This window comes from uncultured Croceicoccus sp., assembly GCF_947496385.1.
Lineage (GTDB): Bacteria > Pseudomonadota > Alphaproteobacteria > Sphingomonadales > Sphingomonadaceae > Croceicoccus.
In genome coordinates this window covers 79775-100072 of the sequence record NZ_CANMCP010000009.1, presented here as the reverse complement: position 1 = coordinate 100072, position 20298 = coordinate 79775, and the positions used below count along the sequence as shown (strand labels likewise).

Sequence of the window (20298 nt, the reverse complement as noted above, 5' to 3'; positions counted from 1 at the left end):
GGCCCCTCGAGCCTCCCGCCAAGCGATCAGATATCGGGCCCGATGTCGCCCAAGTCGCGCTCCTGCTGTTCGCGCGCGGCGCCTCCGAGCAGCGCACGCTGCTGGTCCTCCTGTTGCCGGTGGTCGGTGCGGTTACGGTCCCGGGCCGCGTCCTGCGCTGCTTGCGGATCGGGGACATCCGGGCGCGACGGCTTGTCAGTCATGCTGGGCCTCACCCCTGAGCTCTCCCTGGCTTCGCCGAGCGGCAATTCGGATTGCGCGTGGGTGGGGTTCTCCGGCCTGGCGCTCGACCTCGATGCAAGCCGCGCGACAATTGCCGGATCGGTGGGCAAGAACGGCCTGGCCGAGGCTTGCTTGCCATCTCTGCCCGATTTCGGCGCGTTCGACTGTGCCGCTCGCTTGCTTCGCGAACGAGCCTTCTGCGGATCGTCCGATGGTCCATCCTTGCGCGCCAGACGGCGCGGCTCACCGCCCTCGTCGTCGCTCCCTGCGCGATGCTCCGCGTCTTCCTGAGTATCAGGACGATCGGCGTCGCTACCGTGTTCCGCGCGGGCTCGCGGCAGCATCTCTCGGGCGATGAAGCCTTCGGCGACCCGGGGCCACTCGCGCGGTGTCAGCGTAACCGGCGCTGCCGGGAATCCGTCCGGAAACTTGATGAAGCCCGAGAGGCTGGGAAGCTCCATGAACTCGTCGGGAAGGAGGAGCGGAACGACCTGCCGGCGCGGCGTCAGGCTAACCGCGTCGCGGGCGTTGTTGTAGCCATAGCTGTAGCCTTCTTCCATCTCGCGGACTTCGCGGTGCCCGACGACATCGGAGCACCAGGTCGCGGTTTCGCGGTCTGCCGTTGCGAGAATCAGCTTGGTTCTGGCGAGCGAGGACAGGGTCATCGCCATGTTCTCGCCGTAGACCTCCTTGAGCTTGGCGAAGGCATGCACGCCGGTGACGATCGCGCCGCCGAAATTGCGCGCGGTCTGCAGACCCTTCTCGAGCGACGGCAGGCGGTGCAGCGCCCCGAGCTCGTCGATCAGGAACCATAGCTTGAGGTCGCGCGTCCGCCGCCCGGTCATCAGCGTGTTGATCGCGGTATCGAGCCACAGCGTGAGCAGCTGAGAGAGCACGCTCATGTCGACATAGCGCGCTGAAAGGAACAGCAGCGAGCCCGGTTCGCATGTCCCCCTGACCCACTTGCGGATCGAGAACGGCTCACCGTCCGATGGCAGCATCTGCATCGCCTTGGCGTTGACGTTGAACACCGCGCGCACCGATTCTGCCATCTTGGCGGCGCTTGGCGTCGTGATCGGCCCGGCCATCGTGTCTTCTAGCAGCTTGTGCAGATCGGACAGGTCGGCGTTCATCAGCTCGTCGGCAAGCGCTTGGTTGCTGCCCCGTCCTTGCTCGGCGAGCTTGATGCAGGTCTCGACGAACATGGTGCGCGCGGCGAGCACCCAGAACTGCTCAGAGCCGCCCCCGTCGTGGGGCACGAGCGATTCAGCCGCGGAATGGAGTTCGGCGCGCGAGGTACAATCGTTGAACACGCTCCAGGCGGGGCAGCGGGCGTCGAGCGGGTTGAGGATGACGTCGCGATCCGCTTCGTAGAACGTCTCGATGAAGGCCCCGGTGAGGTCGAAGATCACCGCGCGCTCGCCCCGCTCGCGGATTTCGTCAACGAGTTCGGTGAGCGCCACAGTCTTGCCGGTGCCGGTGGTCCCGACAAGCATCGCATGGCTCTGCTCGCGTCGCCACGGCCAGCTCACGCCGCCGAGATGCGCGGGGGTATAGAGGCCCGCTTCGCGCAATGATGCGCGACCGGCCAGACGCCATGACCAACCCATTTCGCTGCCATATTCGCGCGCCCGTTCGCGGGCGTTGTGGCGGGCGATGTCGCGCTCCAGTTCGGGCAGCGTTGCGAGCGAAGAGCCGCGCACATGCTTCTTCTGTTTCGAGCGCTCGCCGAAGCGTTCGGCAATCCACCAGAAGGCGATGAACAGCGGGACGAGGACCATGCTTGCAACCAAGAACGTACTCCGCAGGGCCTCCCCGAATGCGGCGACCGCGGCGCGCATCGGCGGGTACTGGGTGACGACCGACATGGGAAAGGCGGCGGTCTCGCCGTTGCCCAGTTTGAGGTGCACGAGCTTGCCGGGATCGAACTCCATGAAACCGTAGGCGGAGGCGTAGAGATGCATCCACAGAAGATAGACCTCTTGCTCGCTGAGCGAGGATTGGACCTCCCACCAGCCAAGACCGAGAATGACGAGCACGGTGACAAGCAGCGGTCCCTTGAGGCCCGCCGCAAACATGAAGCCGAAGTGGCCCAGCAGCTGGCTACCGCGGGTGAAGTTGACGAGATTATGCTTCATGCTCGCCTCCCTTGCCGGAAGCCGGAATGAGACCGAGCCGCTCGAGCCGGCGGTGATAGGCAGCCAGCGTACGCTCCCTCAGAGACCCGTCGGAATGGTGGGTCAGCAGCGCGTCGAGCGCGACTGTGGCGAACACCCTCTGCCGCTCCGGATCGGCCCCGGTGGGGCGCAGAAGCGCATCGTTGTCACGGGTCCAGGCGGCGACCAGCAGGTCGCGCACGACGATGCTGACGCTGACCTGCTTGAGGCGCACCTGGTCCCTGATCCAATCCGCGATAAGCGGCGGAACATAGCTCTGCAGACTTTGATGACGTTGCACTTTTCCAAGCTCCTTGAACGATAAGGAACCTGGTTCACCCTGCGGAAGGCGAGGATCAGACTAAATCACGGGCAGCCTGTAGGAAAACGGAAAGTTCGCCCATCTGTTCAGAGGCTTATGGCAGAGTGATTTGCCCGCAAATTGCGAATCCGCTTCATGCATCACCGGCAAATCAGTTGCTGCATCTCGCGAAATCGAGATGTATCCCATTGAAGAGACAGTGAAACATCCGGCAGCACCGCTGCGTACGGTGTGCCTGTCAAGTTCCAATGTGTGCGGGGCTTTTCAGGAGGCCCTGAGTTCCGTTCAATGGGTTGAATTCTAATCCTTATTCTTGGAGCGCGAGCAATTGTGTCCTCGTAGGGAAAAGCGAGATTCAGGGCGAAAATGCCGGTGGGCTACCAACTGGCCTTAGTTATGTGAGAATCCCCCTCGGCGGGTCATTCCCCAGGCGGGCCAATTGCCCGGTCGTTTGAGAGGATCATAGGGACCAGATAGCCATCACCGGACTGTCCCAAGATCGAATGGAGATGAGGTGCAGAACGATCGGGAATACCCATCTCTCCTAACCCTGCGAACAAGAAAAAAGGCAGGAACCGTTCCCGGTCCCCGCCCTGATCCTACGGTCAGAACTCATCGAGCATTGCCCCATGAACCGTATGCACCACGCGCGCTGCAAGATGCGCAGGAAGCGCGTTGTAGTCACCCTCATCCAAAGCAAAGTATCCGAGTTCTCGGTCCTCAACGATATGCTGATCGAAGAAGCTGTGCAACGCCCGACGCTCTGCCACAGCCAGCGCGGCAAAGTAGCGTTCCGAGTTCGAATTGATCCGAGCAATTGAAGCCATTGTATCCTCCTGATGTCTGCCGTTGACGGCAGGAGCAGGACGGATGGGCGTGCGGCCGGCGGGTCAGGGATCGCCCACTTGGGCGACCGCGAAGCGGCGGTAGGGGTAACGATTTTGTCGGACCGTAGCGTAGCGAAGGGGAGTCAAAATGGTGGGACCCTGCCGTCCTTGACGCGCCTGTTGCACGGCCATCAGAATGGGAGAACGTGAGCCAGGCCCCTCCCCTCCGGTCCCAAGCTAGATAGCTCCCGAGACCTTCTGCGCGACCTCTGTCAGCGTCGCCTGCAGGCGGTTGATCTCCGATAGGCTGGTCCCGCTGGGCACGTATCGCGTCACAAGAAATTCGCGCGACTGCGACATGGCATGCAGGTGTTCCCGCGTCCGCTTCCGCAGCACCAGCCCAAGCTCGACTGCGAGGTCCGCCCTTGCCGCGAGGTTGTGCTGGAGACCCCGGACCTCGCCCGCGCTGTGACCCGATCGGAGAAGGAATGCGTTGAGGTAAAGCTCGACCGCATGAATCGCGACCATGCGAAACGGCGCCCGCGACCTGGGTTCTCCGGGCCGTCCATTCTGCACGAGAAGCTGGGCCGCGATCCGATACTCATTTGCAAGTGCCACAACCTCGGCTGCAGTCGCGGCCTCACCCGGATAGCAAACGATCGCCTGGTCAGTCATGGCGCTCTTCGTAGCACCGCTTTTGCAAACGATTACTGAAAGTTCTTCGGCGTTCCATACGCGAGGAAGGGGCCCTGTCCGGCTGGGACAGGACCCCTTCGGGAGGCGAGATCGAGGTGAGAGTTCAGTCGATCTCGGGAGCGTCCTGGTTGTCGTGATCGTCACCGCTGCCGTTGCCGCGCGAGAGGAAGTCGACCTTGTCGGCGAGGATCTCGCTGCCGTAGCGCGTGCCCCCGTCCTTGTCCTCCCACTGGGTGTAGTGGATGCGGCCCTGAACACTGACCAGCTGGCCCTTGGAACAGTACTGGCCGACGGTCTTGGCGAGGCCGTTGAAGCAGGTAACCCGGTGGAACTCGCTTTCCTTGGCGGTGTAGCCGTTCTCGTCCTTGTAGGTCTTGCCGTCCTTGTCCCGCGCAGGGCGATCGGTGACGACAGTGATCCCGGTGACATTGGTGCCGCCCTTGGTCTCGCGGGTGTCGGGATCGCGGGCGATGCGGCCGGTAATGATGGCGATATTGGTCATGATGGTAGTCCTTCAGTTCCTTAAACCGGAGACCATCTCCGGCTTGCGAACATCCAGAAGAAGCAGGGCATGGGAGGACTGCACCGCAGGGGCAAAGCTCCAAGGGAAACCTGTTCATGACGGGTGGTGCGGGCAGGCAGCGCAGCTGCCAACACGGCCGGAAAGGAACGGGTTGCCGTCCTCAGCTGACCTGGTTCAGGACTGTTCGCGACTAAAGCCGGATGGGTATCGGGTGTGGGTCTGCAGGCTCACTTGACCTTTCCTGCAATCAGCTAACGCCATCGCCCTCCGATGCCTCCAGGAGATCCATGAAGTTGCAGGCTGCTTCTCGGTCTTGCTCGTTCTCGAACGCCACATCGAGATCGGGGGCTGACCCGAACATGTGCAGGAACGATCACAGGGCAAAGTGCTCAGCGGCAGCGTAATTTGAGGCAGATAAGTCCGTACTGCGCCCTCTAGGTAGCCTTTCGACATGGCTCGCATCGTCCTTAAAAGTGGTCGTCCGTCGGGCCGATGGACCGCAGTGCAGGAGCAGGATCAAAACGCCGTCGCTGCTGGTGAATCGGAAGTCGCGGTTGGCACGCGCATCGCTGCATAGTTCAACGATGACCTGGGGCTCGTACTAGCGGCCTGTCCAACATGCGCTGCCACTTGATCACATGGCTACCGCGCTGGCCCCGAAAAGCGCCTCGATTTTGGCATGGGCCCCAACCCCGAGGTCAGCCACAATCAGCTTGTCTTTGGCGCGCGAGCAACAAACATAGAAGAGGTGGCGGGTTCTCCGCTCCCGGCTTTCGCTGGTGTCGGTTCCTGCCAGCAGCTTGCCAAACGAGTATTGGTTCCAGTTCGCGCCAGCGTCATCCAAAACCACGATCACGTTCTGAAATTCATCGCCTTTCACGCCGTGTTTGGTTGAGAACGGCATGCTGTTTTCCAGCACGGCGCGGTAACGACTGACTTCCAGATAGGGCACCGCCAGAAGAAGATCCAGAAAGGCCTGATGCGCTGCCTCGGGCGATCCTGCCTCGGCAGCCACCACAGGGCCTGCCACGGCCGCTTCCAAGTCATCAAGGAGTGTGACCAATTGCGCTGCCCGCAGATGCATTAAGATTGCTTCAATCGTTCCTCCGGCATCAATTAGTTTGATGAGGTCATCTAGGGCCGCCTTCACTCGCGCCTTCTCGGCTGCCCCCGCGATCGGGATCGGGCGTTCCTTCAATGAACTGATAGCGCGCCCCACCCGCCCTTCACGCCAAGCAGTAATAAATGGCTCGACTTTTTTAAGGAAGAAGGCTGCAATCGGGTCTTCGCCGCTCTGAAACTTATCTTGCGTAAAGCTTCCCCGACTGGCGAAGGCTGCCAATAGATCGGCATATCCGGCCTTGCGGGCGATAAGGCGGTGAGTGAGGAATAGAACCTTCAACTCGCCCTGTACACTCCAGCCGAAGACATCCTGCGCTTTCTGGACGGCGAGTTCGGCAATGTCCGCGTCCGGAGCCGTGCCGGTGAGACTGACATACACCGCGCCCCCCGGTAAATTGGCACCCGCTGGCTCCTGCTGAATGTCAGTTCGGACCTTGTTGAGAACGTCGATCACCGCCTTGGAGCACCGATAGTTCTCCTCCTTCTTGATTTGAACCAGCTGTGCCTGCTGATCGGCCGACAATTCGCCGACCCCTCCCGAATAGATGTTCTGCATCTTGTCGCCAAAGAAACCGATCAGCGGGGGATGCTCTGTCTTAAGAAGATGATCCAACAGGGCGGAGACAACCAGCGGATCAGTGTCCTGGTATTCGTCTACAAATATGAACGGGAATCGAGCGGCGACCACTTTCGATAAAAGCGGATGGTCGTGGAACATAATGTGAGCCACGCCCAAAAGGTCGTCGTGAAAAATTCGGCCTTCCAAGAAGTTTGCGCCGCGATCGGAGTAGGCGATCGTCGGTACCGTCTTTAAAGCTTCTGCCAATTCCTCCTGATCTTGCTTTCTGCGGCTGCTTGCAGGCAACCGGTCATTGAACGCAAGAAGGGCGGGCCTCAGCTCTTTCTGAAAGTTTTTGATCGAGGCCCATAAGAAGTCGTGGATCGTTGAGACCACAAACAAGGGGTCGTGCTCTGTACGCTCGATGATCTCATTCTTTGCTACATTCGTGAAAGTAATGCAGGCCACACGCTGGCCTTCCCCGATAACGCTCGAACGGTCCGGTCCTCGAATGAAATCAAGAGCGCGAATGAGGGACGATGTTTTGCCCGAGCCCGCCCCGGCGTCGATCAGGAAGCTCTGTCGCGTGTGCAGACAATCCAGGATTTTTTCGTCCGCTTCCGTCATCATTTTGCGGGATGCTCGGCCAGCCATTGGAGGCCTTGTTGAATATAGAGGGGAATCTCCCAGCCTGGTGCGCCCATCAGATCGAGGGCGAAATCGACCTTCCCGAGCTTGCCGCTCAACTCCCACGCTTGTGCTGTCAGGCCTGCGTCTATCGCTTTCTTGACGGCAGCCTTAGTCGTGCTGAGCTTGGCATGATTGTCAGTCAGCCAAGTGATGTTGGCGTAGATGAATGCTTCCTCGAATGAACGACCACAATGCCCGTCCTGGGTGACCTGATAGGCAACCCGAATGCAGCCTTGCGTCTTGGCCGCATTATCGCAGGCTTGCAATTCTTCGACGGTTTCCTTCTCGGGAATCCATTTGCGGAGACAGGCGTTGCTAGTGCTTTTCCCCGTCGCGACCGGGCATTTTTTTCCTCCGTCATCGACCGAGTCCAGGTCGGTAATGATCAGGCTCGGAATGCCAAGAAAGTCGATGATCGGCTTAAACTTATGGGCGTGCCCCCCGCCCACCTCAGAAATGCTGACATACTGACTTCCGAGCGTCTCGCAGCCAGCCACCTTGGCTTGCTCCTCAATCATCATTGGGAGCAGCAGCCGCTCGACCTGGCCTTCCACGAAGATGGCCTTGTCCGCGAAAAACAGATCGCAATGAGTCAGTCGAACATAGCGGCGCAGGAAGTCGAGAAGGTCGGGGTTGTGTGGTGGCAGCGGTAGCTGCGAAAGGTCCTGCATGACGACCTGACGGCCAACCCTGCGGAAATAGCGCACGGGCTCGAACTCAGAATGAGCGATCATGTGGGACGAGTGTGTGGAGAGCAGAACTTGTGCTGTCGTCCCTCCGTCCGTTTCCAAAACCTTCGAAATCTCGCTGATGAAAACCGTCTGCATCTGCGGGTGCAGGTGCGCCTCGGGTTCTTCAATCGCGATTATATGAACGCGCGGCTTGTCGCCCATCGTCGCGTCGATCGCAGCGCGGAAGGACTCCAGCTGCAGGACAATGTAAATCAGGTTTTTGTAGCCGAGCCCGTTATATTTTTCGGGCAGCTCGAACTCCTCCATTACTCCTTCTTTTTCGGCGTGTTCGCTGGCATAATATATTCGCGCATTGTCACGGTAAATTGTTTCTGCGCTCAGTTCAGCACGTACCCTCAGGTCCGGCGCTTTTTGGCCTGGCGGATAGCCAAAACTCTGAAGGCGCTTCGTCAAACGGCCAAAGGCTTTGCCGTACATCCCCGTAAGGTCGCCTGCGCTCGCCGTGAGTGCATCTTCGATCGCTTGATAACCGGCAGCGTCATCGACCCGATAGAAGCGTTCGTAATGATCGTGGAGAAGTTTTGAGAGCTTCGCGGACCGGCTTCCCTCATCGTCATCGACGTGCCGCTGAGCGGGCACGATGTCGATGCGCAGTAGGGATTTCAGCAAATTGCCGTCTTCGAGTTGTTCCACTTCTTTGCCGTCAGGGGACACTTTGAAGAAAACGCGTTTGAAATGATCTCTGAACGTCTCTTTCAGATAGTCGCACAGCGAGACGTCTTTGCGAGGCCTGGCCCCAAACTCGTCGAGAAGCTTTTTCGCGTTCTCCAGTCGATAGTCGATCCGCATGCGCACTCTGCTTGTGCCAGGCGTAAGGTCCATCAAAAGCTTGGTGGCTGCAACGAGGTCGGCGGGATCTTCGCCATAGGAAAAGGTCAGATCGAGCCGCATACGCGGTGTAAGCCGCCTAAGCAGCTCAATCTTCTTTTCTGGATCAGCTTCAGCCGCAACCTTTCGCTCGATCCGCTTCAGGTCCCGGTGGCGAAGCTGAGAGAGGTCGTGGAAGGAGATTTTAGGAGCCTCGGCTCCTTGCCCGATAAACAGCCGGAGAGCCTCCATTACTGAGGTTTTCCCGCTATTGTTCGGCCCCACCAAAATGGTCGTCGTTTTGTCCTGGGCGAGATCGATTGAGAGTCGGCGCAGCAACCTGAAGTTTCGGATCTTAATGTTCTCAAGGCGCATGCGGTCATTATCTCAAATGGCTCGAAGATCTCGAAGGTGACTGTAGGGCCATCCTGACACAAGGGGGAAGTAGTTTGCTATCGAATTGAACCGGAATCGCCTGTCACTCGATCCCGGGTGGCTTGATGAATTCCGTGATCAGCCGGCGAGCGCGGTGCACTGATCGCTAAACGGGTCACCTGGCTACGGTCCGCTTTCGGTCCAAGGCGTGGCATATCCCGCTCGGGCTCCTTTCCTCTGGGCTTCGAGGCAGACCTTGGGCGTGGGACGCGGTCGTTCATTGTGCATGACAATCACAGTTTGGGTGTAAGTCGATGTAAGTTCGGCTACTCCACTCAAGGTATGGAGGGTCTTAGTGTTCCAAGGCGCATTGTTCACTCGTGATTGGCTGAAGCAAGGGGTCACCGAATCCCCTGAGTGGCAGAATCTCGAAATTAGTGAAGTTGAGCAGCTCTACGAAAGCGCCCAGCATTTGCTGCATGAACATTCAGGCCACAAGAAGCCAACCGAAGCAGAAACCGAAGACCAACTTATTTATCCGCTGCTCGAATTGCTGGGCTGGCAACACAAATCCGTTCAACAGAACATGACGACAAAGGGACGCAAGGACGTTCCCGATGCCTTGCTTTTCGCCGATGGCGACGCCGCAGAAAAGGCGAAGACACTCGAGCCATGGCAACGCTTCCGTCATGGCGCTGCTCTTGTCGAAGCGAAGCGCTGGAACCGCCCGCTCGATCGCGAAGGGCAAGGCGACCAGGGTGTTCCGTCGACCCAAATCATGCATTATCTGCGCCGCGCTGCCGTCGTGGCAGATGGAAAGATGCCGTGGGGCATTCTGACTAACGGACGGCACTGGCGGCTCTACTACCAAAACGCTCTTTCTGTCGCTGAGGACTTCTTCGAAATTGACCTGGGCAAGGTCTTTGGTCTGCCCGGATGCGAACCGGATCTACTCGACGAACCGATCGATCCAGATTACGCATTCCGATTGTTCGTGCTGATTTTTGGTCGCGAAGCGTTTCGTCCGAGCGAGCAGGGCCGCAGCTTTCACCTGATCGCGATCGAGGATGCGCGCCGGTGGGAGGAAAGGGTCCGCAAGGATCTGGCAGATACGGTGTTCGAAACCGTCTTTCCCGAACTGATTACTGCCATCTCGTTGGCAGACCCGGATCGCCCCGAGACGCTCGATGATGGCTACGCCGAGCAGGTTCGCCAAGCGGCCATGTTCCTTCTCTATCGTCTATTGTTTGTGCTTTATGCCGAAGATCGGAATCTGCTCCCCGACGAGCGCGGTCCCTACGCGGACTATTGCCTGACCCGTCTTCGAGAGGAGATCAAGGAACGGCATGTGCAAAGGCAAGCACAGCTCGCCCGCAGCACTGCCTACTGGTCGCGCCTCGAGACAATTTTCGGCGCAATTTCCGAAGGCGACGATGATCTTGGCATTCCGCCCTACAACGGCGGCCTGTTCGCAGCGGAAGGCAATTCGCTACTCAGTCGCATCAAGCTGTCGGACGAGACGCTAGCCAAGGCTATATTACCGCTCTCACACCGCGAGGAAGAAGGGCGGCTTCGCTACATCAACTACCGCGACCTTTCGGTTCAGCAGCTCGGCTCGATCTATGAATCGATCCTCGAATACGGTGTCGAGATCGAGGAAACCGGGACCGTCCGACCGCGCTCGGACAACGAGGCACGGCACCGCTCGGGTTCGTATTACACACCAGAACCGCTCGTATCGCTGATCATCGAAAAAACGGTCGGCCCGGTCGTCGAAGAGAAGCGCGAGGCATTCGAAGCCGCTCTAGCAAGCGGCGCAAAGGGTGATGACCTTCGCGCACACGATCCGGCCATGGCACTGCTTTCGCTCCGCATCGTCGACCCCGCAATGGGAAGCGGGCATTTCCTCGTCAGCTTGGTCGATTGGCTTTCGGACAAGGTCTTGACCGCAGTCGGCGATGCCGAAAGCATGGCCGAGGGCGATTATACTTCTCCTCTCGTGAAGCTCATTGCCGAGTTGCGAGAGGGGATCGTCGCCAACGCGCGGGAGCATTACTGGCCGATCGTCGAAGACCAGCTGGATGACCGCCATATCGTGCGCCGCATGGTACTCAAGCGCTGCGTCCACGGGGTCGATCTCAACCCGATGGCCGTGGAGCTCGCCAAGGTCGCGCTCTGGTTGCACAGCTTCACCGTAGGTGCGCCGTTGTCGTTCCTCGACCATCATTTGCGGTGCGGTAACAGCGTGCTTGGCGCGTGGGTGCGCCCGACGATGGACTGGATGCAAGAACGCGGTGCCCTTATTTCCAACCGCCACCTCGCCCCGCTCGCCAACATCGTGCGCGAGATGGAAAAGATCGAAGGGCTGACCGACACCGACATTGCTCAGGTTGACCAGTCGAAAAGCCTCTTCACCACCGTCTCCGAAGCCAGCGCTCCGCTCGAAGCGATCCTCGATCTGGCAAAGGCGGATGATCTGATGGGCGTTCTGGAAACGAATGTCCGCCGACCCCGCGAACCGGCTGATGCCATTCGCAAGGATGGTGACAAACGCCTCGCCGACATGCGCAAGGCGCTGGCCGACAGCACCGACGAAGCAAAGGCGGAAAAGGCGCGGGTCGCGCTCGAAAAGGAATCTGCGAAGATTGACCGCGCGGTCGCCAAGGCGCGCGAAGCCGAACGCAAGTTCGACCGGGCTGAAGCGATGAAGCTGGTCCACGAAGGAACCTTCGGCGATCCCAGCCGGATCGCAAGCGGTGAAATCGAAGTGCTCGCAGCCGACGCGCGAACCGAGCTAAGCTTGGATGCACCAGAGCCGGTCCAAGGCAGTCTGATGCCGAGCCATAGGCCCGATGATCGCCGCCGCGCGCTGGCAGACAGCCTAGTGCGCGAGGCGCGCGCAATCGCGGCTGAACAGCGGTTCTTCCACTGGGAAGTGGCCTTCCCCGGCGTATGGCGCGACTTGTCCTCTTCGGGTCGGTCAGGCGGGTTCGATGCGGTCATTGGCAACCCGCCTTACGTCCGGCAGGAAGAAATCTCCCCGATCAAGCCCGCCCTGTCGAAAGCCTTCGACACCTATGCCGGCACCGCCGATCTCTACGTCTATTTCTACGAACAGGGGACCAAGCTGCTCAGGCCCGGCGGGCGAATGGGCTATGTCGTCACCAACAAGTGGTTGAAGGCTGGCTATGCAGAGAAGCTTCGGCGGATGTTCGCCGAGGATGTGTGGGTCGAATTTCTGGCCGATTTCGGCCACGCGCCATTTGTTCCCGGATGCCGACGTCTTTCCATGCGTCATCGCAGTGCAGAAGCCCGATGCAGACGCTGTGCCCGAGCAATACGATCTTGCGGTAATCCCGCGTGACGATGTTCCGCGTGAGGGTCTGTCGGCAGCAGTCCACGCCGCGACCTATCGTGCCGAACGCTCCGACCTGACCGAAGAAGCATGGGTGCTGGAGCCGCCAGACGTAGCCGCCCTGCTCAAGAAGATTCGTGAGCGCGGCGTATCGCTTGAGGAATATGCCGGGGCTAGTCCGCTTTACGGCGTGAAGACGGGCTTCAATGAGGCATTTCTGATCGACACCGCCACACGCGATCAGCTTGTTGGCGATGACCCGAAAGCAGCCGACATCATCAAGCCCTACCTGCGCGGTCAGGACATTGGCCGCTGGCTGCCGGAGTGGAACGGGCTCTGGATGATCTTCGCTCGGCGAGGTATCGACATTGAAGAATATCCGAGCGTACTTCGGCATCTCGAGTCTTTCCGAACACAGCTAGAACCCAAACCAGCTAATTGGCAGCCTCCGAAGAAGGATGCGAAATGGCCAGGTCGGAAGGCCGGAAGTTATCGCTGGTATGAGATTCAGGATGCTGTCGACTACTTTGAGGATTTTGACCGCCCGAAGGTCCTTTTGCGGCGCATCGCTTTCTATGCCCAAGTCTGCACTGACCAAGGCCAATACATGGTCAATGACTCAGCTTTGATACTGCCGACCGTTGATGAATGGATCGTCGCCTGCCTCAACTCACCGATCGGCTGGTATTTCCAATTCAAAAAGTTCCCGCACAAGAAGGATGAGGCGCTCGCTTTTGATATTCCTTATATCCGTGAGTTCCCAATTCCGCAGCTTGAACACGGAAAGCGGGAAGCGTTCCAAGATAATGTTGAGTGCATTAAGACGAACACCGCCATCGTGGAAAAAGCGGATCGAGCCATTGCTGACTGGCTTGGGTTCGAGTTCCCAAGAGTTACTAGCACCGCCCTTTCCGAGGCCAGCAAGCTCGACAGCGACGGCTTTGTCTCAGCGGTCCGCGCCGCCCTGCCCAAACGTGAAGGCTTGACCCCGACCCAACTCCGTCGGCTGCGCGAAGCGTTTGCCGAGACCGCCGAGCCTGCCCGGCAGGCACGGATCGAATTGCTGGCCCATGAGCGCAGCCTCGCTGCCATGGTCGAGCGCGCCTATGGCCTGACCGACGAGGAAGTTGCTCTCATGTGGCGCACGGCCCCGCCCCGCATGCCGCTGGCCCCTCCACCCGGGTTAGATCTAAGCGATGACACTGGTGACTGAACTACTCTAGGTTTTTGCTGTCACTGCTAAAGTCCGCAACCGGCGCACTTCCTGACCTTTCCGCAACCGAACTCCATTGGCTGACTGTGGGCCGGAAGCAGAATGGCGGCTCTAGAGCGGCCAAACCCAAAAAGCGGACTTAGGATGCGCCGACTTACACGCACACTGTTGGAAAAGTTCGTCAGTGCTCGCTATCGGGCTCTATGGCCACGACACCAACAGCAACAAACGCAACGAAGAAGGGGCACTGTCCCACCTGCGATGGCGAGCGCACCTGCGAAATCCACGGCTCGATCTACAAGGCTTGGGACTGGGAGGACAAGCAATATGGCCATTCGGTCAACGGCGGTGTCGACCACTCTCTGCTCGAATGTCAAGGGTGCGAGACGGTCTTCTACGAAACTTCCAGCTGGAACAGCGAAGACACCGATCACTACTACGATGCGGCGGGGCAGGAGCAGTATGAGCATCCGAGGGAGATACAAACTTATCCGAAGCCAGAGGCCAAGACGAAGCCGGTATGGTTCGACGCCATGCAAAAGGCTGACCCCCAGCTGCGCAATATCCTGAGCCAGATGTACGTAGCGCACGACAACCAGGCACACATCCTCACGGCGATAGGACTCAGAACGGCACTGGACCGTGCAACCGAAGTCATCGGCATCGACCCGGCCAAGACATTTGATGAGAAACTGAACGAGCTGCGCAACGGAGGGTGGATCGGGCAAACTGAGCGGGACATCCTCGGCGTTGTTACGGATGCGGGTAATGCGGCTGCGCATCGCGGCTGGGAGCCCGACAGTCAGGAGGTTTCCGAACTGCTCTCATCGCTAGAGGTGTTCCTCCATCGCGCTTTTATCGTCGGCCAGAAGGCATTAGGCATCAAGAAAAGTATTCCCGCAAAACCCGAGCGGCTGCTCGCCGTTGGGAAGAAGACTACTCCCTGACCACAATTGGGGCCGGAAGCGGAAAGGCAGCTTTTATATCTTTGAGCGGATTAAGCGGACAGCGACTGCTGACCGAATCGCAAGCCGGTGCATTAGAGAATGGTCTGGAGAAACCCCTCTTGGAATAGACTTTTGCCGTCGTTAAAACGCACTTGCAGGACAGCCAACACGGAGCCGAGAGCCACAAAGTAAATCGGTTTACTATTTAGCGCGCCTTTCCTACCATCCAGTGATGGCGAGAGAAACCTTTACGATTGAGGGCGCAGGCGCAATTTCTCTTACAGCCGAGGCTGAGGGGGATGCCTACGCCATACCCGTCCTTCTTGCGCACGGCGGCGGGCAGACACGGCGCGCGTGGAGAAGGGTGGTCAGCGAGCTGGCTCAAGCCGGCTTTCGCGCAATCGCCTTCGACATGCGCGGTCACGGAGACAGCGATTGGTCGCCATGCGGAGCTTATGAAATGCGCGACTTCGCGGCGGATCTGGTCGCTGCAGCGTCGCGCCTGGACCAGAAGCCAGCGCTGGTCGGCGCTTCACTGGGCGGGCTCGCCGGACTGATTGCCGCAGGGGAGCTTGCTCCAGGTAGCTTTGCTTCACTCACATTGGTCGACATTGCCCCGCGCATGGAGCCTAGCGGTGTGATGCGCGTGGTTGGTTTCATGGAAGAGCATGTCGATAGCGGCTTCGCCTCACCAGAGGAGGCGGCCGACGTGATCGCTCGCTACATGCCGCATCGTCCCAGGCGGGGCGCGAGCGATGGTCTGAAAAACTATCTGAGGCAGAAGCCGGATGGGCGCTTCTATTGGCACTGGGACCCTGTGTTTATCCGTAATATAATGTCAGCCAGACAAGGCGACCCAGACAGCCAAGAACGTCAATCGGCAATGCTGAGCCAAGCTGCGGCGAATCTCACGCTTCCGCTTCACCTCATCCGAGGCGGCTCTAGCGATCTTGTTTCCGAAGAGGCCGTTTTGCATCTGCGACAACTCGTCCCCCATGCAGAATACACCGATATTGCCGATGCCACGCACATGGTCGTGGGCGATGCGAACGATGCCTTTTCCGCCGCTATCGTCGATTTCCTAGGGCGCCATCACTCTCGCGATACGGCTCAGCCACAGGGGACGAGGGAGCTATGATCGATCGAGAGCGCTTGCAGGAAATGCTGCATATAGCGCCGTTTCACCGATGGCTTGGGCTGGAGATTGCAACATGCTCCGACCAGGGAATCGCGATCACCATGCCATGGCGCGAAGAGATCGTGTCGAACCCTATGATTGGGTCGGCGCATGGAGGGATCCTGGCTTCACTGGTCGACCTCACCGGGCTTTATACTCTGCTTGCGGCGGGCGTCGCGGCGAGAGCGACGGCCGATCTGCATGTCAATTACCACCGTTCTGCAACCTCAGGACCTCTCACTGCTCACGGACAGATCGTGAAGCTCGGGCGACAGATTTCGGTGGCGGAAACCCGGGTTCTCGAGCCCGACGGCAAGTTGGTCGCCAGCGGCAGGGGCGCCTACTTCTCGTCAACCGGATCAATTGATCAGCGCGGCGGGACTATTGATCTCGAACAGGCTCTTGCCACCCAAGGCCCAGCGACTTCTGCAGCGCAATCCACGCCAGCGTAAGGGCGCCTTTTGCCCGGACGAGGTCTGCTGAGGCCTGCTGCTGTTCTCGCAGGGCCCGGTTGAGGTCAGCCTTCGAGATCGCTCCTGCAGCAAAACGTTGGCGGTTCAGGTCCGCCGCGACGTCAGCCTGCTTCTTGATTTGCATACTGGCAGCGAGCGCAACACGCTGCTGGCCGAAGCGAGCCAAGGCACGTTCGGCGTCTTGCAGTGCCAGAAGCACCGTCTGCTGGTAATTGGCGACTGCTTCGTTGCGCGCCGCCCCGGTTTGGTCGATCGCAGCGTCTACCCTGCCGAAATCCAGAAAATTCCACTGGAGGCGCGGGATCGCGAGTGCGGAGAATTCGCCGACATCGACAACGTCGTCCAACGAGGATCCGCCGAGGCCCAGGATCCCTGTGAAGGACAATTTCGGGAACCGCGCCGCCTCGGCCACCCCGATCCGCGCCGTCGACGCGGCAAGAGACCGTTCGGCCGCCCTTATGTCAGGCCGACGCGCCACCAGGCTTGCCGGATCGCCAATCGCGACCTGCTCTGGCGGCATGGGAATGGAGCGCACAGTCGTGAGCGCTGCATCAGCTGATCCCGGCACCTGTCCGGTCAGTATAGCGAGCGCATCAGACAGGACTGCGATATCCGCTTCAGCTTCGGCAAGTTGTGACTTGAGCACCTCCAGTTCGGCATTCGCGGTGCCTACCGGGAAAAGCGGCAATGCACCGCGCTGATAGCGTTGGTATGTCAGCGCCAGGATCTCTTCCTGCAACGAAATCTGCGCCTCAAATTGCTCTGCGCGGAATTGGGCCTCCCGCAAATTGACGTAGGTGCTGGCCACTTGGGCAGTCAACTGGACCTTTGCGTCCTCTGCATTGGCTACCGTTGCAGCAGCTTGGGCATTGCTGGCCTCAATACGCCTGCGCGAGCCACCGGCAAACTCCAGCTCCCAGTTCGCGTTAAGGCCCACATTGTAAAAGCTGAGCGAGTCATCGGTTTCTGCGTCAGGATTGGTTTGCTCTGACGGGGGGGGCGCCCCGCCTTGAAGGTCGAGACCAGGAAGCCGGCCCTGCACGGTAGTGGCCTGTGCCCCAAGCGTTGGCATTCGACCCGCACGGTCTTGCCTGATGGATGCCCGTGCCTGAGCAATGCGCGCCTGCGCTGCGGCGAGCGAGGGGTTGCCGGACAGCGCAGCCTCCACCAGCCGCGTCAACTCGGGATCGCCGAGCAGCAGCCACCATTGAGCGACAACCGGATCAGATGCGCTCACATCGCTGCCAGCGCGCACAAAGCGAGCGCCCGTGTCTGCTGACACAACTTCCGGGGGGCCTGCATAATCGGGCCCTGCCGTGCATCCAGCTAGCAAGGCGAAAGTGACAAGCGGAGGTAGCAAGTGGCGCATAATCTCGGGCTCAGTGCATCGAAAGGGAGACATTTTTCGGGAGCGGCTTGAGGAACAGGGCAAGCGGGACCGTCGCGAGTGTGAGAAGTCCCATCACCAGAAAGACGTCATTGTAGGTCATGATGAACGCTTCGCGCTGGAGAGTGCCGCCGAGTGCCGCCATCGCTCGTTCCATATCGCCCAGGCTTCGCGCCAGTCCGTCGAGATAGGTCTGCAGCGAAACGCTGTTCGCATTCAGCGTTTCTTCCATGCGCCTCGTATGGTGCCAAATTCGCTGGTCCTGGAACGAAGCGAGGGCCGAAAGGGCGAATGATCCGCCAAGATTGCGGGCCGCGTTGAAAATGCCCGAGGCATCGCCCGCGTCTTCCTTGGCCACCGACGCAACCGTTGCCTGATTCAGGAACATCATCGCAAGTATCATTCCGGCCCCGCGGATAAGCTGACTTTCAGTGAAGACAGCGCCGCCGGATTCGGCAGTCAGACTCGTGCTGACAAAGCAGCTGATCGCCATCAGCAGCATTCCGGTGCCGACGGCAATGCGGATGTCCACCTTGCGGATCATCAGGGGCAGAACCGGCATCAGGAGAAAGGCCGGGACACCCATCCAGAAGATGACCAGTCCCGTCTGAAAAGCATTAAAGTCAGAGATGATCGCCAGAAACTGCGGAATGACATAGGTCGAACCATACATCACCATGCCCAGGGCGAGCGCCATGATCGCGACGCTGGCGAACTGTCGATTGAGCAGAAGCCGAAGTTTCAAGACCGGCTTGCTTGCTTTCACTTGTCCGTAAATCAAACAGGCAAAGCCGATAATGGTCACCACCGTTAGCCAGCGAATGAGTGAGGACTCGAACCATTCCTCATGGTGCCCTTCCTCGAGTACAACAGTCAGACCGCCCAGTCCGAGGATCAGCCCGAGAATGCCAGCCCAATCGGCGTCCGTGAGATATTCCCACTTGGGCTTCTCGTGAGGCAGCCCGATAAACAGCAGGAGCAGCAGGGTTGCGCAGACTGGCACATTGACGAAAAAGGCATAGTGCCAGCTCAGGTTCTCGGTCAGCCAGCCGCCGATCAATGGCCCCATCACGGGGCCAAGAACCACAGTCATGCCGAACAGGGCCATTCCGATTGGCTGTTGGTGCGGCGGCAATCGTTTAGCCACAATAGTCATTGCGGTCGGAATGAGGACACCGCCCGTGAAGCCCTGGCCCGTGCGGCCGATGATCATGGTAGTAAGGTCGGTGGCAACCCCGCATAGCACCGAAAAAGCGGTGAACGCGCTGACCGCTATAATGAGAAGGGTTCGCAGACCGAACAGCCGTTCCAGCCAGGCGCTCAGCGGAATGACGACGATTTCAGCGACAAGAAACGAAGTTGCGATCCAGGTTCCTTCTGTCCCGCTGGCCCCGATCTCGCCCTGAATGACCGGAAGAGCCGAATTGACGATCGAGATGTCCAGCGTGGCGAGCATGGCGCCAAGCGCGCCCGCGGCCACAGCGACCCAGGCGGTAGCGTCTGCGTTCTTTCGGCTCCCGGCCGGCCCGATCGAAGTGTCCTGCGCTGCCAGTATCTCGGTCATTGAGTCCGACTCGAGATCTCTTCCAATTCGCCGGCAGCATTCCGGGTGTCGACAACAGCCACAACCGACATGCCGGGAACGAGCAATCTACGCACTTCAGGGGGAGCATCGATAGCGATGCGGACGGGTATCCGTTGAACGATCTTGGTAAAGTTGCCGGTGGCGTTTTCGGGGGGGAGGATGGAAAATTCCGCGCCCGTTCCTGGCGATATGCTGTCCACTCGTCCCGCGATCTCAAGGTCTGGCAGGGCGTCAACTTCGAGCCTGACGCTCTGGCCGGCCCGGATGAGGCCGACCTGAGTTTCTTTGAAGTTCGCGGTCACGTAGATCGCGCTCACCGGAACAACCGTCATCAAACGTTGACCCGGTTGCACGAACTGGCCCACCCTCACCGAGAGATCGCCGACGCGGCCGGCCTTGCTGGCGCGCAGCAAGGTCGATTCAACCGTAAGGTCGGCTGTTTCCAGCTGAGCGCGAGCAGCGTCCGCCTGCGCCTGGGTCTGGCTGATCTGCTCGAACAGGGTCCCCCGGCGAGCGGTCGCGGCAGCCACCGCCGCCTGCGCAGCGGCGAGTTCGGCCCGCGCCTGCCGCGCCTGCGCCTCATACTGGTCTAGCTTTTCCCGCGGTTCGGCTCCTGTCGCGACAAGGGGCCGATATCGCGCCACCTGGTCGTTCGCGAGGTCGAGTGCTGCGCGCGCGGCGGCGAGTTGGCCCCGCGCCTGGCGAATGGCTGCATCCTGTTCGGCTACCTGAGAACGGATTGTGTCGGCACCGGCCAGGGTCGCAGCGATCTGTGCGCGCGCCTGTTGCGCTTGCGCCTGATAATCCCGCAGATCCAGTTGTACGAGGGCTCCGCCGCGAGCAACTTGCTCGTTCTCCCCCACGAAGACCTCTTCGACGTATCCCGCTACCTTGGAAGAGATAACGACGCTGTCGGCAGCGACATAGGCGTTATCGGTCGACTGCATGTACTGTCCGTAGGTTACGTGCCGGTAGTACCACCAGATCCCGCCAAGCAGCACGGCAAGACCAACGATGATTAGCACGATGCGCAAGCCACGCCGCGATTGCGGTTTCGTTGGGGTTGTGCCCTCCTGCTCCGGTTGGTTGGAGTTATCGGTCATCTGATTC

The 20298-nt window shown here is 59.7% G+C and carries 15 protein-coding genes; 5 read left to right on the top strand and 10 right to left on the bottom strand.

Translation table 11 applies throughout. The features are described 5' to 3' along the window. Window positions 1-26: 26 nt before the first annotated feature. From Q0897_RS13360 to Q0897_RS13330, 7 genes are all read right to left on the bottom strand, one after another. Window positions 27-2360, bottom strand: coding sequence for a type IV secretion system DNA-binding domain-containing protein (locus Q0897_RS13360; RefSeq protein WP_299309913.1), 2334 nt, complete (start codon window positions 2358-2360; stop codon window positions 27-29). Further along, window positions 2350-2679 (bottom strand): hypothetical protein, encoded by a 330-nt coding sequence (locus Q0897_RS13355; protein ID WP_299309912.1) that lies wholly within the window; start codon window positions 2677-2679, stop codon window positions 2350-2352. Before Q0897_RS13355 ends, Q0897_RS13360 begins: the two co-directional genes overlap by 11 nt. Window positions 2680-3305: 626 nt before the next feature. Next, window positions 3306-3527, bottom strand: coding sequence for a hypothetical protein (locus Q0897_RS13350; protein ID WP_054525571.1), 222 nt, complete (start codon window positions 3525-3527; stop codon window positions 3306-3308). Between the two features lie 237 nt (window positions 3528-3764). Then, complete coding sequence (locus tag Q0897_RS13345) at window positions 3765-4202, bottom strand: hypothetical protein (RefSeq protein ID WP_054527753.1); 438 nt, start codon at window positions 4200-4202, stop codon at window positions 3765-3767. A gap of 124 nt (window positions 4203-4326) precedes the next feature. Beyond that, window positions 4327-4725 carry a single-stranded DNA-binding protein gene (locus Q0897_RS13340; RefSeq protein ID WP_299309911.1) on the bottom strand — a complete coding sequence of 133 codons (399 nt, stop codon included), beginning with the start codon at window positions 4723-4725 and terminating at the stop codon, window positions 4327-4329. Between the two features lie 655 nt (window positions 4726-5380). After that, window positions 5381-7057, bottom strand: coding sequence for a UvrD-helicase domain-containing protein (locus Q0897_RS13335; RefSeq protein WP_299309910.1), 1677 nt, complete (start codon window positions 7055-7057; stop codon window positions 5381-5383). Then, entirely contained in the window at window positions 7054-9051 is a 1998-nt protein-coding gene (locus Q0897_RS13330) for an ATP-dependent endonuclease (protein ID WP_054525567.1), read from the bottom strand. The genes Q0897_RS13335 and Q0897_RS13330 overlap by 4 nt, the downstream gene beginning before the upstream one ends. 355 nt (window positions 9052-9406) lie before the next feature. Between Q0897_RS13330 and Q0897_RS13325 the strand changes: the two genes are divergently transcribed. The 5 genes from Q0897_RS13325 (at window position 9407) to Q0897_RS13305 (ending at window position 16195) form a co-directional block, all read left to right on the top strand. Next, window positions 9407-12415, top strand: coding sequence for an Eco57I restriction-modification methylase domain-containing protein (locus Q0897_RS13325; protein WP_299309909.1), 3009 nt, complete (start codon window positions 9407-9409; stop codon window positions 12413-12415). Further along, window positions 12378-13619, top strand: coding sequence for a TaqI-like C-terminal specificity domain-containing protein (locus Q0897_RS13320; protein ID WP_299309908.1), 1242 nt, complete (start codon window positions 12378-12380; stop codon window positions 13617-13619). Before Q0897_RS13325 ends, Q0897_RS13320 begins: the two co-directional genes overlap by 38 nt. Before the next feature lie 203 nt (window positions 13620-13822). Beyond that, the gene (locus tag Q0897_RS13315) at window positions 13823-14566 is read left to right on the top strand and encodes a DUF4145 domain-containing protein (protein WP_054522875.1); all 744 of its coding nucleotides are present in this window, start codon (window positions 13823-13825) and stop codon (window positions 14564-14566) included. A 232-nt stretch (window positions 14567-14798) separates the two neighbouring features. After that, window positions 14799-15704: an alpha/beta hydrolase gene (locus Q0897_RS13310; RefSeq protein ID WP_054525565.1), complete on the top strand. Its 906-nt coding sequence runs from the start codon at window positions 14799-14801 to the stop codon at window positions 15702-15704. Further along, window positions 15701-16195 (top strand): hotdog fold thioesterase, encoded by a 495-nt coding sequence (locus tag Q0897_RS13305; RefSeq protein WP_082379178.1) that lies wholly within the window; start codon window positions 15701-15703, stop codon window positions 16193-16195. Before Q0897_RS13310 ends, Q0897_RS13305 begins: the two co-directional genes overlap by 4 nt. Here the strand turns inward: Q0897_RS13305 and Q0897_RS13300 are convergent. From Q0897_RS13300 to Q0897_RS13290, 3 genes are all read right to left on the bottom strand, one after another. Further along, window positions 16125-17585, bottom strand: coding sequence for an efflux transporter outer membrane subunit (locus tag Q0897_RS13300; protein WP_082400327.1), 1461 nt, complete (start codon window positions 17583-17585; stop codon window positions 16125-16127). The genes Q0897_RS13305 and Q0897_RS13300 overlap by 71 nt on opposite strands. Before the next feature lie 10 nt (window positions 17586-17595). Further along, a complete protein-coding gene (locus Q0897_RS13295; RefSeq protein WP_231680678.1) occupies window positions 17596-19059 on the bottom strand; it encodes an MDR family MFS transporter in 1464 nt (487 codons plus the stop codon). 104 nt (window positions 19060-19163) lie between these two features. Then, the gene (locus Q0897_RS13290) at window positions 19164-20291 is read right to left on the bottom strand and encodes an HlyD family secretion protein (protein WP_054527104.1); all 1128 of its coding nucleotides are present in this window, start codon (window positions 20289-20291) and stop codon (window positions 19164-19166) included. Window positions 20292-20298 lie beyond the last annotated feature (7 nt).